The 14,705-nt window shown below is 56.8% G+C and carries 18 protein-coding genes; 6 read left to right on the top strand and 12 right to left on the bottom strand.

Going from position 1 to position 14,705, the window contains the following annotated elements:
• From ACIQ5B_RS06675 to ACIQ5B_RS06665, 3 genes are all read right to left on the bottom strand, one after another.
• The coding region (locus ACIQ5B_RS06675) for a DUF1178 family protein (protein ID WP_397598337.1) at positions 1 to 110 on the bottom strand (110 nt) is incomplete at its 3' end.
• Positions 110 to 379, bottom strand: a complete 270-nt coding sequence (gene grxC, locus ACIQ5B_RS06670) for a glutaredoxin 3 (RefSeq protein ID WP_397598333.1) — start codon at positions 377 to 379, stop codon at positions 110 to 112. The genes grxC and ACIQ5B_RS06675, both read right to left, overlap by 1 nt.
• A 48-nt stretch (positions 380 to 427) precedes the next feature.
• On the bottom strand, positions 428 to 1,099 hold the full coding sequence (locus ACIQ5B_RS06665) for a ComF family protein (RefSeq protein ID WP_397598336.1): 672 nt from the start codon (positions 1,097 to 1,099) through the stop codon (positions 428 to 430).
• On the opposite strand from ACIQ5B_RS06665, the gene ACIQ5B_RS06660 reads away from it, so the two are divergent.
• Together ACIQ5B_RS06660 and ACIQ5B_RS06655 are read left to right on the top strand one after the other, a co-directional pair.
• The gene (locus ACIQ5B_RS06660) at positions 1,025 to 1,219 is read left to right on the top strand and encodes a hypothetical protein (RefSeq protein ID WP_397598338.1); all 195 of its coding nucleotides are present in this window, start codon (positions 1,025 to 1,027) and stop codon (positions 1,217 to 1,219) included. The genes ACIQ5B_RS06665 and ACIQ5B_RS06660 overlap by 75 nt on opposite strands.
• Entirely contained in the window at positions 1,216 to 2,076 is an 861-nt protein-coding gene (locus ACIQ5B_RS06655) for a methyltransferase domain-containing protein (protein WP_397598332.1), read from the top strand. Before ACIQ5B_RS06660 ends, ACIQ5B_RS06655 begins: the two co-directional genes overlap by 4 nt.
• A gap of 12 nt (positions 2,077 to 2,088) precedes the next feature.
• Here the strand turns inward: ACIQ5B_RS06655 and ACIQ5B_RS06650 are convergent, their stop codons facing one another.
• Complete coding sequence (locus ACIQ5B_RS06650; protein WP_397598331.1) at positions 2,089 to 2,496, bottom strand: (deoxy)nucleoside triphosphate pyrophosphohydrolase; 408 nt, start codon at positions 2,494 to 2,496, stop codon at positions 2,089 to 2,091.
• 50 nt (positions 2,497 to 2,546) lie between these two features.
• Here ACIQ5B_RS06650 and ACIQ5B_RS06645 point away from each other — a divergent pair, with 50 nt between their 5' ends.
• Together ACIQ5B_RS06645 and ACIQ5B_RS06640 are read left to right on the top strand one after the other, a co-directional pair.
• Positions 2,547 to 2,753 (top strand): Flp family type IVb pilin, encoded by a 207-nt coding sequence (locus ACIQ5B_RS06645; RefSeq protein WP_397598330.1) that lies wholly within the window; start codon positions 2,547 to 2,549, stop codon positions 2,751 to 2,753.
• Positions 2,754 to 2,863: 110 nt separating this feature from the next.
• Complete coding sequence (locus ACIQ5B_RS06640) at positions 2,864 to 3,031, top strand: Flp family type IVb pilin (protein WP_397598329.1); 168 nt, start codon at positions 2,864 to 2,866, stop codon at positions 3,029 to 3,031.
• 236 nt (positions 3,032 to 3,267) lie between these two features.
• Here the strand turns inward: ACIQ5B_RS06640 and ACIQ5B_RS06635 are convergent, their stop codons facing one another.
• The 4 genes from ACIQ5B_RS06635 to ACIQ5B_RS06620 all read right to left on the bottom strand — a co-directional run bounded on the left by ACIQ5B_RS06635 (position 3,268) and on the right by ACIQ5B_RS06620 (position 8,563).
• Positions 3,268 to 4,761, bottom strand: a complete 1,494-nt coding sequence (locus ACIQ5B_RS06635; RefSeq protein WP_397598328.1) for a M48 family metalloprotease — start codon at positions 4,759 to 4,761, stop codon at positions 3,268 to 3,270.
• Positions 4,762 to 4,861: 100 nt separating this feature from the next.
• Complete coding sequence (locus ACIQ5B_RS06630; RefSeq protein WP_397598327.1) at positions 4,862 to 5,806, bottom strand: acetyl-CoA carboxylase carboxyltransferase subunit alpha; 945 nt, start codon at positions 5,804 to 5,806, stop codon at positions 4,862 to 4,864.
• Positions 5,803 to 6,729, bottom strand: a complete 927-nt coding sequence (locus ACIQ5B_RS06625; RefSeq protein WP_397598326.1) for a tyrosine recombinase — start codon at positions 6,727 to 6,729, stop codon at positions 5,803 to 5,805. The genes ACIQ5B_RS06630 and ACIQ5B_RS06625 overlap by 4 nt, the downstream gene beginning before the upstream one ends.
• 31 nt (positions 6,730 to 6,760) lie before the next feature.
• A complete protein-coding gene (locus tag ACIQ5B_RS06620; protein ID WP_397598325.1) occupies positions 6,761 to 8,563 on the bottom strand; it encodes a hypothetical protein in 1,803 nt (600 codons plus the stop codon).
• 336 nt (positions 8,564 to 8,899) lie between these two features.
• Between ACIQ5B_RS06620 and ACIQ5B_RS06615 the strand changes: the two genes are divergently transcribed.
• On the top strand, positions 8,900 to 9,379 hold the full coding sequence (locus ACIQ5B_RS06615) for a shikimate kinase (RefSeq protein ID WP_397598335.1): 480 nt from the start codon (positions 8,900 to 8,902) through the stop codon (positions 9,377 to 9,379).
• Positions 9,376 to 10,476 (top strand): 3-dehydroquinate synthase, encoded by a 1,101-nt coding sequence (aroB, locus tag ACIQ5B_RS06610; RefSeq protein WP_397598324.1) that lies wholly within the window; start codon positions 9,376 to 9,378, stop codon positions 10,474 to 10,476. Before ACIQ5B_RS06615 ends, aroB begins: the two co-directional genes overlap by 4 nt.
• On the opposite strand, the gene ACIQ5B_RS06605 is transcribed toward aroB, so the two are convergent.
• The 4 genes from ACIQ5B_RS06605 to radA all read right to left on the bottom strand — a co-directional run bounded on the left by ACIQ5B_RS06605 (position 10,473) and on the right by radA (position 14,697).
• Complete coding sequence (locus tag ACIQ5B_RS06605) at positions 10,473 to 12,260, bottom strand: monovalent cation:proton antiporter-2 (CPA2) family protein (RefSeq protein WP_397598323.1); 1,788 nt, start codon at positions 12,258 to 12,260, stop codon at positions 10,473 to 10,475. The genes aroB and ACIQ5B_RS06605 overlap by 4 nt on opposite strands.
• Positions 12,260 to 12,694 (bottom strand): iron-sulfur cluster assembly scaffold protein, encoded by a 435-nt coding sequence (locus ACIQ5B_RS06600; protein WP_397598322.1) that lies wholly within the window; start codon positions 12,692 to 12,694, stop codon positions 12,260 to 12,262. Before ACIQ5B_RS06600 ends, ACIQ5B_RS06605 begins: the two co-directional genes overlap by 1 nt.
• On the bottom strand, positions 12,691 to 13,215 hold the full coding sequence (locus ACIQ5B_RS06595) for a CvpA family protein (protein WP_397598321.1): 525 nt from the start codon (positions 13,213 to 13,215) through the stop codon (positions 12,691 to 12,693). Before ACIQ5B_RS06595 ends, ACIQ5B_RS06600 begins: the two co-directional genes overlap by 4 nt.
• Positions 13,216 to 13,332: 117 nt before the next feature.
• Positions 13,333 to 14,697: a DNA repair protein RadA gene (gene radA / locus ACIQ5B_RS06590; RefSeq protein WP_397598334.1), complete on the bottom strand. Its 1,365-nt coding sequence runs from the start codon at positions 14,695 to 14,697 to the stop codon at positions 13,333 to 13,335.
• Positions 14,698 to 14,705 lie beyond the last annotated feature (8 nt).

Here is a 14,705-nt window from a genome sequence, read left to right as displayed (position 1 = left end):
ACGGGACACGCCAGCAACCCGGCGGACTGCTGCTTGGAATAATCTTCGGATGACGCAAACCAGCCTTCGAAACGATGTCCGTTGCTGCAATTCAGGTCAAATGCGATCATTATGCCCCACGCGGTCCTAGCAAGGCGTCGAGCTTCCCTTGATTCTCCAAGGCGCGCAAATCATCAGAGCCACCTATTGGTGTATCATTGATCAGGATCTGCGGCACGGTCCGCGCACCGGGCACGCGCGCCAGCATTTCGTCACGCTTTGCGCCACCCATGCTTATGTCATATTCGGTATATTGGACGCCCTTGCTGTCGAGCAATTGCTTGGCACGGACGCAATAAGGGCATGCGAATTTGGTGTAGATTTCAACATGTGCGGTCATGAAGCTGAAATGGTGTCCAGCCGCCATCAAGTCAAGCATCGAGAGCAGTTACTTTTGCTCTGCGCTTTCTCCGCGCAGCGCACGTGCCCAGCAGAACAGCTGTATCCACGACGCACCGCTTCGTTTCAAAACTGATATGCAGCCATCGCTGGTCGCACCGGTGGTTAAGACATCGTCGATCAGAATGATGCGGCTCCCTTTTAATCGGCCACGCCATTTGGGATGCACGGAAAATGCCTGCCCAACGGCTTTACGGCGGCCCTTGGCATTGAGGCCACGCATGCTCGGCGTGCGTTTGTGGCGGACGAGTATGTCAGGGACAAAAGCGATGCCGCTTTGCGCAGAGAGCGCGCGGCCGATCAACGCGGACTGGTTGAAGCTGCGCGACCACATGCGCGTCCAATGCAAAGGAACGGGCGTAATGATGATATTGCTGCGATCCTCGGGCAGATGGCGAACCAGTTGCTGCGCAATCACGCGGGCCAATCCGATCTTTCCGCTATATTTTAGCCGGAGTGCAACCTTTGCAGACAGGTCGTCATATTTTACCGCGGCGCGAATGCCGTCATGTTTGGGCGGCTTGGCCAGACATGCCGCGCAATAGCTATCCGACCCGCGGTCATATTCAAATGGCATTGCGCATCCATGGCACCAGGGCGGGGCAAGAAACTGCAATTGTTGCCAGCAATCAACGCAAAATGGACCGCCGGCGGGCGTTATCGTGCCGCAACATGGGCAGCGTTCGGGCAGCGCCCAATTGAGCGCAGCACGGAAAATGTGGCGGGTGATGGCCATGAAGACTTGTCGGATAAAGCCAGTGTCTGCACAAGGCCGAAATGACCAGCGAGACCAACCCGCCTGAAATATTTGACCGCCAACGCCGCCGCGCGCTGCGTGAACGTGCATCACGGCGTCAGGGCGATCAATTTCTGTGGCGCCATATTGCGCAGGATCTTGGCGAACGGCTGGGCTTTGTGACGCGCGTGTTCGAACATGCGTTGATCATTGGACCGATCGCAGACTGGCAAAAGGACATTCTGCCTGGGGACATGCGTTGCACGCATATGCCGTTGATATCATTAGGCGGCGCTGAAGACACACAAAACGGATTTGAAGAGGACCGCCTGCCCTTTGCGCCTGCGTCGTTCGATCTCGTTATCTCGGCTGGCACGTTGGACAGCGTCAACGATCTGCCCGGCGCGCTTATCCAAATCCGGCGGATACTCAAACCGGATGGATTATTTCTGGGCCATATGTTTGGCGCAGGCACGCTGGCCACATTGAAATCGATGTTTCTGGAATCCGACGCCGATCAGGTTCGGCCACATTTGCACCCGCAAATTGACTTGCGCAGCGCGGCCGATTTGATCGTGCGTGCCGGGTTTGCCCTGCCCGTTGCGGATCAGGACGTGACTGAGGTCCGGTATAGCGACTGGCGCGGCATAGTGTCCGATGTGCGGGACGCCGGAATAGGCAATGCTTTGGCCGGACCGCGCGCATATCTCGGCAAGAAGGCGATCAATCGGCTGGACCAGATTTTCGCCGCACGCGCAGACGCCCATGGCAAAGTACCGGAATATTTCACGCATCTGTTCCTGAGCGGTTGGGCGCCGTCTGAAAACCAACCCCGCCCAGCCAAAAGGGGAAGCGCGCAAGTTTCGCTTGCGGACATATTGTCCAAAAACCCCGAAGACTAAGGTCAGGACCTATTAAATGCGTTTAAGCCGTTCAACGAGCGGATAATCCGCGGGCGGCATTGGAAGCGCAGCCATGTCGTTTGGATGCACCCATGCAATTTCAGACGCAAAATGCGGCGTAGGCGTGCCTTCCCACGTCACGCATCTGTACAATAACAGCAACAAATGTCGGTCGCCCAACGGCTCGCTTGCAAAGGTTTCGGGTATAAGGTCTTGGGGGTTTACGGAGATCCCAAGCTCTTCAAACAGCTCCCGTGTAAGCGCAACTTCGGGCGCTTCACCCGCTTCGACCTTGCCACCCGGGAACTCCCACAACCCACCCATAGAGGCATGGTCCGGACGCTTTTGCAGCAGAATAGCACCACTTTCATTGGCTAATGCCGCGGCAACCACGAACAATGTTGTGGGATTTTTTTCCATAGTCTCATCATGTTGCAAGCATTTATTAACCCTTGTGTGGGATTTTCCGGATGCCCGCAACCAAGGATCGAAGGAGGACCAATAAAATGTTGGATTTCATTCGACGTATTCAAAAATGCAACCAAGGGGCGACGGCAGTGGAATATGGTTTGATTGTGACGTTAATCATTATCGCAATGATTCCTTCTCTAGGGACCGTTGCAAACGGAATACAGGATGTTTTGAATAAAGTGTCCAACGAATTATCGACGTCTTAGATTTAATGTACACATTAACGAATTAGTAAACATTGATGATTTATCACACTGATGACGGTTAATATTTACAAAACCGCCCGGGTGAATAAATGAATAACAGGAGACCTAAGATGAAATTTATCAAGAAAATCTTCAAGCGTGAAGAAGGCGCAACTGCAATTGAATACGGCCTAATCGCGGCTTTGGTTGCTGTTGCTGCAATGGTTGGAATGAACGCCCTTGGCACCAGCCTGAACAACCAATTTAACACCGTGTCCAAAAAGCTGAACGTCACTTAATATTCAGGCACCAAGCCCGAACATTTATAAAAGGGCGGGAACTTCGCGGTTCCCGCCCTTTTTATTTGGGGTCAGGACCTATTAATTGCACCATCGCGGTTTGAGGCCATATTGTTCAGTGCAAGGCGGTAAGCGCCGGACTTAGTGGTTCTAAGTCCAAGCTTGCCAACGCAGCAATGGACAATATGGGTCAAATCCGAAGGACGCCGCGATGGTGCATGTAATAGGTCCTGACCCTAATATGTGACAATCTTCACCTTCTGCCCCGGACGCAACGCTGCGTTGAAGGTCAGCCCATTCAGCGCAAGAAACCGTTCGGTCTGCAGCGACGGGTACGCCATACGCTTTGCCAGCGATGCCACAGTGTCTGTGCGCGCCACCGTCACGACGCGTAATGTACGCGGCTTCACCTCGGCTGCTTGCGCATTGCTCAAGCGGGACATGCTTTCAAACATGCCGTCAAACGGGCGCGCATTGGCGGCGGTAATGGTCACAAAATGAAATGCGGTTCCGGGCGACCATTCATAGGCAAAGACAGACACGGCGCGCTGCCCCTGCTGCGTATTGACGACGCTGCGGGCGAAAAATGCCGGGATGCCGTTCACCGTTGTCCTGCCGATATCGCGGACTGGAATGGTCATGTTTTTGCCGGCAACAGATTTAAACGCATTGCTGACATATGCATTACGATTGCCGTCGAACGCCGCTGCGGTGAACATCGCCTTACCCATATTGCCGTTTATGGAGACGGCTTCATTTCCGTTTTGCATGCCAAAACCCGTTGGCGCGGTGAACCGCAGTTTTAATTGCGGATGGATGAATGCCTGCCCCTCAATGACACCCTGCTCCGGATCGTCGCCATAGAGCATGCCGTCAATGGCGGCAAAGTGGGCATCGGCATTGCGCACATTGCTGGCTGGATAGGATTTTGACCGCGTGGCCGCACGGACAACACGCCGCGCGGGATCGGGGTGCGTACTCGCCCATTCGGGCAACGCATTGTCACCAAGTCCAGCGACCCGCGAATCAAGGCTTGTTTGCAATGCCAACGCATTCAGCATCGATGATAATGCGCTTGGATCATAGCCGGCGCTGCTCAGATAGCGGATGCCGAAGTCATCAGCCTCTTCTTCCTGTTTCCGTGAATATTTCAGACTGAAAACTTGTGCCAGCGGACCCGCATATTGCTTTAGCCCAGCGCCGACAGCGCCAAGCCATCCAGCGGAGTCGCCAAGCACTGAACCCAAAATCGTGCCGCCTATGCCCAATATGTTGGCAAATGTGGCGTTGTTTTGGCGCTTTTCGCTGTGGCGCGCGGCGGTGTGTCCGACTTCATGGCCCAATACGCCCGCCATCTCTGCCTCACTATTGCACAGGGCAACCAGTTGGCGCGTGATGTAAACATAGCCGCCGGGAAGCGCGAACGCATTGTTCACGGACGAATTCAGCAAGGTGACGTTAAAATCATCCTGCGAATTGCCAAGGCCGGATTGCGCCGCAATGTTTTTGCCAACGCGCACAACATAGGCCGTTTGCGGGCTCTGCATCGGACCGCCAAATTCTTTCAGAATTTCGGTGTGATATTTCGCGCCCTCTGCCTTTTCCTGGGCGGTAAATGCGCGCGGCGCGGCGGGCTGCTTCGTTTGTGCATCTGCCGGAAAACTGCCAACCATGGCCGTCAATCCAAGGATTGCCGGGCCCGTAGCCAAGATAATTTTCGAATTGCGCATCCATGTCCTCCTAAAGTCAGGAAAACCTAAACTATCACATTACGCTGTGCACCGACGTAAATTCTTGTGCCGCTGCAAACCGTGCAACACCTAAATAGGCTTACGCGCCCATCGCCAAGAATTTTGCCCGGCGTTGCTGCAAAAGCTCTTTCGACGAAAAGGCAGAGAGCGCTTCAATCTCCTCTTCAATGGCCTTCCCAAGCGATGCCGCCGCAAGCGCATGGTCGCGATGCGCACCGCCCATCGGTTCTTTGACGATCCGGTCGATAACCCGAAGCGCTTTCAAATCATCGGCCGTCATCTTCATGGCCTGCGCAGCATCCGCTGCCTTGTCGCCCGTCCGCCAGAGGATCGACGCGCAACCTTCGGGAGAAATGACGGAGTATACGGCATATTCAAACATCAAAACGCGGTCCGCAGCCGCAAGTGCGACCGCGCCGCCCGAACCACCCTCACCCACGATGCAGGCGATCATCGGCACGCCAAGCGCGAGGCATTTTTCTGTGGAGCGGGCGATGGCTTCGGCCTGACCGCGTTCTTCGGCCTGAATGCCCGGGAACGCACCCGATGTGTCGACAAGGCTAATCACCGGAATACCGAACCGGTCGGCCAGTTCCATCAGCCGGATGGCTTTGCGATAGCCTTCTGGCTTGCCCATGCCGAAATTATGGCGAAGACGGCTTTGCGTGTCGTCCCCCTTTTCATGGCCAATGACCATGACACGCCGACCGTTGAGTCGGGCGAGGCCGCCGATAATGGCCTGATCATCGCCAAAGGCGCGGTCGCCGGCCAAGGGCATGAAATCTTCAAACATAGCCTCGATGAAATGTTTGAAATGCGGCCGTTCGGGATGGCGGGCAACCTGCGTTTTCTGCCACGCGGTCAGGTTTGCGTATGTGTCCTTAAGCTGCTTGTCCGCTTTGTCGCGCAGCTTGCCAATCTCGGCGCTGACATCGACGTCGCTTTCCCGCGCTGCATCCTGCAGTTCAATAATACGTGCTTCCAAAGCGGCGACAGGTTTTTCGAATTCAAGATATACCATCATGATTGCCGGTTAGAGCCTGTCGCGCCACGGGTCAACGTGCGCATTGCCAGCGGGTGCCTGCGGTTGACCAACTCCACCAGACGGCTGCTGTCCACATGCGTGTAAATTTGCGTGGTGGCGATATCGACATGGCCCAACATCGCCTGAAGCGCCCTGAGATTCGCGCCGCCCGCCAAAAGATGCGTCGCAAAGGCATGCCGCAGGACATGCGGGCTGACCTTGGCCGGATCTAAACCGGCCTCAGCGGCGATCGCCTTGATAATCTGAAACAGGCGAATGCGGCTGATATGTCCGGCACGCGACGGAAACAAAAAGCGCGACTTTTCCGGAACGCAGGCAAGCCATGTCCCAACCGCCTGCCGCGCACGATTGGAAATGGGAACCATCCGTTCCTTCGCGCCCTTGCCCTTGACGATGATGAACGGCTTGTCCGACACGATCGCACTGCGCGGCAGCGCAACTAGCTCGGTCGCACGCAAACCGGAGCCGTAGAGCAGCTCAATCAAGGCGGAGAGCCGATAGTCCGTAGACGCAGGCGCGGGCTGCGCGAGCTTTGCCTCGATTGCGGCGAACAAAAGATCGACCTCTTTTGTATCAAGGATTTTCGGTAGCGCACGCACTTGCGACGGCTTGGGCAAAGCGGCGGACGGATTATCATCGCGAAAACCCTCCTCATGCAAAAACCCGAAAAAGCGCCGCAGCGCCGATGATTTGCGCGCGACTGAACTGTTGGCTAGGTCGCGCCAATGGCTTGAAAGCGTCACCAACATGTCAGAATCGGCATGTGCCAGCTTTCCGCCGGTCAGGCTGGATGCCGCCAGCAAGTCGCTCGCATAAGCCGCGCTGGTGTTTGCAGCAACGCCCTGCTCAGCCGCCATCATTTCAATGAAGCGCGCTATCAAATCGCGGTCTGTCGCGCTCATACCCGTCGATCAGGCACCGCTGCCTTGCATATCACCCAAGGGTGACCGCTTCGGCCGCAATCATCCGCGCTTCCGCCTCAAGACCCACCTGACGCAGCGAACGCACGATATAATATAGATGATGCGCCGGCACCGAGGCCCATGACGGGGCCTGCATTCCCGCAACCGCCATCAGCGCGACCGTGCCTTGCTCACCGCGACTTGCTGCGGCCGTAATCGCTTTTGACCAAGCCGTTTGCCGCGCAATGTTTACCTTCAGATCATCCGCAAAATCAGTGCGTGCCCCGGATTCAATACGACCGAGCCCGGCAAGTCCGGCAAGCAAAAGCGCGGACTTATGCCCTTCGGCGCTGTCGTCATTGCTGTAAAATTCGTCGAGATCGCCATAATCCGCCAGAGTGATGCGGCCAGGTGCGCCCAAGGTGACGAGTGCCCAACCCAGCGAACCGCCCGAAACGACATTGCTCCATCGCGCCGCCGAACGATCAAGCCCCGCCGTCAACATCGATGCAATCAATCCATCGGCCTGCCCGGCATGGTCTGAACTTGGGGCGATAAGCGCTGCCGCGCGCGCCGTCATGACAAGCGCCGCCAGATAGTCCGCACCCGTCCGCTCTGCGCCCCAAATCGAGGCCATTGCCGAAACTTTTCCGGAATCGTCCGATGCGGTATATGCGTTGCCCAGATTTTCGGCCTGCATTTTCATCGCGTCGGGTGCATCGGGATCATCAAGAACCTGCGCATAGAGATCAACCATATCGCGGTTGGAAAATACACCAAGCGCGGCGGCCCCGGGTGCATATTTGGCGCGTATGGCGGGTGCAAACATGGGCAATTGCGCACGCCATCCATCAATCTGGCGACCGCTATTGCTGAACAACTGCTCGGGTGGCTCAAGCCCAACGGCGGCGGACAAACCAAAGCGCCATGGGTTCATCCCCTCAACGCCATCCCATTCGATTTTGACCGACCGGCGGCCATTGATGCCCGCACCCACGGCCTTTTCGGTTAAGAGATAATCAACGCCCCGAACCCAGCCCTGATAGCGTCCCTGATTGATGAAGCCCGTTGCGCTGCCTTGTTCGCCAGCGAGCGACGCACAAATAGCGCGCGACATTTTCCAGCGCCCACTGTTGACAAGGCGAACGCCGCCTTCGGTCAAAGGACAGATGCCCGCCAGGTCGCCATTGGCGAGATAGGTCTGCATCGCGACCTCATGAAGCCGTTTGGTATAGTTGCCAGCGTCGACTTGCTGAACAAGCCCACGTGCGACAACTGAGTCCCCCATGCGCAGCAACAGCCACGCCCGTTCTGCGGTCCAGTCCGCGCCGTTTACGCCCACTGGCGTATTGGTCCGGCTGGCGAGCAACCGCCGTGCCATGATCGTGCCCCAACGCGACGCGATTGGCCCTGATGTGCGTTCGACAACTTGTTTCAGGAAAGCGCCATTGGTTGCTCCAAACGACGCCGCCGGAAATCCGCCCGATGTTTCGGAGATGATACCAATCGCATTGAGCGAACGGCGCGCAGCAGGTGGAACGTCATACCGAACGACCATTTCCTGTGCGTCTTCTTCATCCTCTTCTGCGCCGTCAGCCGCAGCGTCCGCACTGACGTCACCCGATGCCGGATTGGGCGGTGATGTTCCGGCCTTGGTGGTTGACGGCGTTGAAGACGAGGGACGCGCGGGATTATTGGGTGCCGATGGCGCGGGGTCGCCAAAGCCTTCGGGAAGAAGGGACTCCGGACCCTGCTGCCCCAATGCGGGCAACGCAAATGCGAGGATGACAGCGGCTGCCGCCAAAAGGCCGCCTTTTGTTATTTTATCAGTCAATGACGCGAACCTGTTTCAAATCTTTGGGGCTGCACTGCAATTTCTCTTATCTGCATAAGTTGTTACCGCCTAACCATGCGATCCAGAGTAGCAAGCCAAATGCCACTGCCGCAACAATTAGAAAGCGCAAAAACCGGTTTTTACGTCCGCCGCTTATGGACCATTGTGTAATATACTGCTTTTCCACAATTTTCCGGATAAGTGGCAAATTACTTTCGGGTTGGGGATAGCCGATATATAGGCAGTGTCGCAATGCCCGGAAACGATGAACAAAAAATCGGCAACGACCGAACAGTAACTGACCCGGTAATTGACCGGCCGGTCGTTCTGGTCGGCATGATGGGCGTGGGTAAAAGCAGCATTGGAAAGCGCCTCGCTGCGCGGTTGAACGTGCCCTTTGCCGATGCTGACGATGAAATTGAACGTGCCGCGGGACTTTCCATTTCCGAAATATTCGAAAAGTTCGGCGAAGGCTATTTTCGCGATGGCGAGCGGCGGGTTATTGCGCGGCTTGTCGAGGGCGCGCCAAAGATTATCGCCACGGGCGGCGGCGCATTCGTCAATGCGGACACTCGCGCACTGATATTGGAGCGCGCGATATCGATTTGGCTGGACGCGGACGTAAAAGTACTGGCCGACCGCGTTGGTCGGCGCAGCCACCGGCCTTTGCTAAAGGATAAGGACCCTGTTGAAGTCCTGACGGAACTTGGCAAGATTCGAAACCCGCTATATGCGGCGGCCAATATCCATATTCGCAGCGATACATCGCCGCATATGCGGACCGTTGAAAATATCGTGAAGGCCCTTGCCCAATGACCGTCATTTCCGTCGACCTGACCAACGCACCTTATGACATTCATGTCCGTGCGGGCTTAATGGCACAGGCGCCGGAGTTTTTTCTGCCCTATGCGCGCGACAACCGGTTGTTGGTGGTCACAGATGAAAATGTTGCCCGCGCTGTCTGGCCCGCGTTTGAAGGCGCACTCTCCGCCGCTGGCGTGAAAACTGCGGTGTATATTTTGCCGGCGGGCGAGGCTGGCAAAAGCTGGGGCGAGCTGGAAAAGCTAACCGACTGGATGCTCGCACAGCATGTGGAACGTAGCGACCATGTCATCGCGCTTGGCGGCGGTGTTGTCGGCGACATCACGGGTTTTGCAACGCATATCGTGAAGCGCGGCTGTTCGTTCGTGCAAATCCCGACGACCTTGCTGGCGCAAGTGGACAGCAGCGTCGGCGGCAAGACCGCGATCAACAGCGCAGCAGGCAAAAACCTCGTCGGTGCGTTTCATCAACCTGCATTGGTGCTGATTGACCCTGAATTGTTGTCGACTCTACCGCCACGCCAATTGGCGGCTGGCTTTGCCGAAGTGGTCAAATATGGCCTGATCGATGATCCCGATTTCTTTCAATATTGCGAAGACAATCTAGACAGTTTCTTTGCCGGTGACCCCGCCATTCGCGCGCAGGCCATTATAACATCGGTGCAATCCAAAGCGCGCGTCGTCGCCGCTGACGAGACCGAACGCACGGGCACACGTGCATTGTTGAACCTGGGCCATACCTTTGGCCATGCGTTGGAAGCCGACACAGGTTTTTCGGACCGACTGTTCCATGGCGAAGCCGTCGCAGCGGGCATGGCGCTGGCGTTTCGCTATTCCGTCCGACTTGGCCTGTGCGCCGCAGAGGATGCACGGCGCGTATCGCAGCTGCTAAAAGCCGCGGGCTTACCCACCACGCTTTCAGAGGCTGGCGTTACCGCGAACGGTGCGTTGCTGGTGGAGTATATGCGGCATGACAAAAAGATGAGCGGCGGCACTTTGCCCTTCTTGCTTGCAAGAGGCATAGGCCAAACCTTCTTGTCGAAAGACGTCGTACTGGACGACGTCGCGGCCTTCCTCGACGACGAAGCTTAATCCTGCGCGATCAGGAAATCATCCGAGTCATCACCGCCAAAGCTATGCCGTTTGCCCGCATGCATATCGCCGCTGGTAAATTGCGCTTTTAGCCGGCTTCGGTCGCGTCGGCGGAATTCGGCGATGATTTCATGGATAGCTTCGCGGTCAGTTCCGAAGAACTTCAGCGCATCGACCGACATGCGGATCGACGATTCAAACAGCTCGCGGATGATACTGATTCCATCATCTTCCATCAAAGCCAGCGCCTGTTGCCTGTCATATGCGCGCACAAACAGCTTGGTGCGCGGAAATGTCTCACGAACGGGCATCAATGACTCTGCGGTCATATGCCGGTCATCGATGCAGAAGAATATCGCCTGCGCGTCCTCGCCCCCTGCCCGCTGCAACAAATCAACGCGCGTCCCATCGCCGTAGAAGACTTTGACGCCAAATTCGCCGCTTGTGTCGATTGTCCGTGGGTTGATATCGATGAGCGTGACCGACCGGCCTGCGGCCTGCATAATCTGCGACACCTGTTGCCCAAACCGGCCATGGCCAACGATGATGACATTGGCTTGTGAAGCCAACTCCGGGTCATCAAGCTGGGCTGCACCCTTGGGCTTATGTGCCGCCAGCTTGCCAGCAATAATCATCAGGAAAGGCGTCGACGCCATCGACAGCGTGACAACTGCGCCAAATAGGCTCGCAGCCTCCGGCTCAATCAACAACGCTTGCTGCGCCGCAGTGAACAGGACAAACGCGAATTCCCCGCCCTGGCTCAACAGCATGGCCATGATGATGGACGGCTTGCTCTTCAATCCAAAGAACCGGCCAAGCGCAAAGATGATGGCAATTTTGACGGCGACCAACGCCAGCGCAAGCCCCGCAACAAACAAAGGCTGGGCGATAATGACGTCGACATCCAGCAACATGCCGACCGCAAGGAAAAACAGACCCAGCAGGATCGATCGAAACGGATCAATATCGGCCTCAAGCTCATGCCGGTACGGCGATTCTGCAAGCATGACGCCTGCAACAAACGCCCCCAACGCTGGCGATACGCCAATCGACTGCATGACCGCCGCGCTGACGCAAACCGTGAACAGCCCTGTGACAATGAAGAGTTCACGTTCGGAAATCTTGCCGACAAGCCGCAACAGTGGCGACAGCAAATAGCGCCCGGCGAGCACCAACCCCAATATGGCGAGGATAGCATATAGAACCAGCCGCCAGCCCGTAATGGCGCCGTCATCTGCCGGTGCACGCGACAATGCGGCGACAATCGTCAGCAATGGGACAATCGAAATGTCCTGAAACAACAGGATGGAGAAGCTTTTTTCGCCATAGTCGGTTTTCATGCGGCCACGCGATTGCAGCAAAGGCAGGACCTGCGCGGTGGATGATAAAGCAAGCGGCAGGCCAAGGACCAACGCCGCTTCCCAGCTAAAGGTCGGCATTGCGAAGCGAATGATCGCAAACATGCCAAGACCGCACAAGGTCACCTGCAGCGGACCAAATAACAAAATATCCCTGCGCAACAACCACAACCGGCTAGGCGATAGTTCCAAGCCGACAAGGAAAAGCAGCAAAATGATGCCGATTTCCGAATAGGCCAATATCGTCTCTGGCGCGCCAATCAGGCCAAGTCCGTCCGGACCGATGGCGATACCGGCAACCAGATATCCGAGCACCGCGCCAAGGCCGAGGCGGCGGAAAATGAGCACCGCAATCAACGCTGCGCCGAGCAACACAACCCCGCCGAGCATCACGTCCGCAACAAGATTATGCGGCGCATCCTCCATCAGCTTTTTTCTTTGATATTCTGCGCAGCAGCCAGAACCGCATCATAGGGCAGCAAGATGGCCGCATGTCGCGACGGATAATCGCTGGCCGCCGAAAGCAGATCCAGTTCAGGCCAAATGGCGGGCATCGCGCCCTCGCGCTTTAATGCTTGGGCAATGCCGTTGCGCAGTTCATTCAGTATCGATAGGCTCAACCCGTCGGCGTTCTGCCGTAAAATGGCCGCTGAGGCCTGACCCAAGGCGCAGGCGTTTACCCGCAACGCCAGCCCGCATATATGCCCGCTTGCGTCGGTCATGACATCTGCCTGCATCCGGCTTCCGCAAACGGGGGAGCGGACCTCTGCCGACCCTTCGGGATTTTCAAGGCGGTCATTTGCGACCAACGCGGTCGCGAGGCGGAGTATGTCGCGATTGTAGAGAGCGGAATCGCTCACTCGTTTGTTCCCGCGGCTTCGTCATCGGCCCCGCGGTTCTCCCGAACGAAATCGGACATGGCTGTCCCGCTTGCGTTCAACAGCGGATAGGTGCGTGATTGTGTCATCCATTCAGGGCGCTCCTCATCCGCGCCAAAGAACATGCCATAACCCATGACGAGCAACAGGAATATGAGAGTCGCCATCATCAGCCCCTTCAACATTCCAAAGCCAAAGCCCAAGACACGGTCAAACGGGCCCAAAAGCGATTTACGTGATCGCGCGCCAAGCGATTTCGCGATCCATCTGCCCAGCGCATAAATAACAATGACAATCGCCAGAAACGCCACAATAGCCGCGCTTGTTTCTGAACCAATGGTTTCCGCCAGTGCAGACGTGGCAGGGGCGTGCAGCACGCGGACGGCGGCGATAACCAATATCCATGCAATCATCGACAGCGTCTCTTGCACAAAACCGCGCAATAAGCCGAAAATGGCGCCGCTGCCGATTAGGAAAAATACAATGATATCAAATGCGGTCATGTGAAGCTGCTGCCCAATCTATAATCCGTCGCACCTCGTCCACAGTGCGCCCATATCGCCATTCAAGCCGCAAAACCGCCTGATGTCTGTCGCCTATGACATGGCCTAAAAACGGATTTAGTGACGTCCCAGCATATGGTCAACGAGATTGGCCAGCGTGCGGAACTCTTGCGTGGAAATTCCCGACTGCCCCTTCACCGATGGCGGAACAAGTGCACGGCTGAAACCAAGCTTGGCCGATTCCTTCAAACGCAATGCACCATGTGCGACGGGGCGAATTTCACCAGACAAAGCGACTTCCCCAAACAGGACAGCATCCGACGGCAAGGGCCGCTCGGCCAATGCGGATACCAGCGCCGCCGCCACCGCAAGGTCCGCCGCCGGGTCCGAAATGCGGTATCCGCCGGCGATGTTCAGATATACTTCAGCAGTCGAAAAGCTAAGGCCGCAGCGCGCCTCCAACACCGCCAATATCATGGCGAGCCGTCCGCTGTCCCATCCGACCACCGCGCGGCGGGGCGTTGCGCCGCTGGATAGGCGCACGGTCAGCGCCTGAATTTCAACGAGCACTGGCCGCGTACCTTCCAACGCTGGAAACACCGTTGCGCCAGTGACTTGCTCTGCGCGGTCGGTCAGGAACAATGCGCTGGGGTTGCCAACCTCGGTCAGGCCCTCTTCCGCCATAGCGAAAACGCCAATCTCATCGGTGCCGCCAAAGCGGTTCTTCGATGCGCGCAATATCCGATATTGGTGGCTTCGCTCACCTTCAAACGCCAGCACCGTATCGACCATATGTTCAAGCACGCGTGGTCCGGCAATCGTACCGTCTTTGGTGACATGGCCTACCAGCATCAATGCAGAGCCACGCTCTTTGGCAAAACGGATCAACTCTTGCGCCGATGCCCGCACTTGGCTGACGGTGCCAGGCGCGCCTTCAATCAAATCGCTGTGCATTGTCTGGATCGAGTCAATCACCAGCAAGGCGGGCGGCGCGCCCTTCCCCATGGTGGTCAATATGTCGCGGACCGAAGTTGCGGCCGCCAATTGCACAGGCGCATCGCCGAGCCCAACCCGCCGTGCGCGCAAACGCACTTGGTCGACAGCCTCTTCGCCCGAAATATACGCCACGCTGAGTCCACGCTGCGCCAGATTGGCCGCTGCCTGCAACAGCAAAGTAGACTTACCAATGCCCGGATCACCGCCCAGCAACGTCGCTGACCCCGGCACAAGGCCACCACCCAGTGCACGGTCAAACTCGGCGATGCCGGTCGAGGCGCGATCAGGTAGTTTGATGTCGGTGTTCAGCCCCGACAGTTCCACCGAACGTCCGCCCGAATGCAAATGATGCTTCAGCTCAAAGACCGTCGCGCTCGCCTCTTCCGCCAGCGTATTCCATTCGCCGCAGTCGTCACATTGCCCCTGCCAACGGTTCGCTTCTGAACCGCATGCCTGACACACATATTTGCGCTTTGCCTTTGCCATGGACGGAA

It is taken from the genome of Sphingorhabdus sp., assembly GCF_044374345.1.
Taxonomy (GTDB): domain Bacteria; phylum Pseudomonadota; class Alphaproteobacteria; order Sphingomonadales; family Sphingomonadaceae; genus Sphingorhabdus_B.
This window is presented reverse-complemented; position numbering and strand designations above follow the sequence as displayed.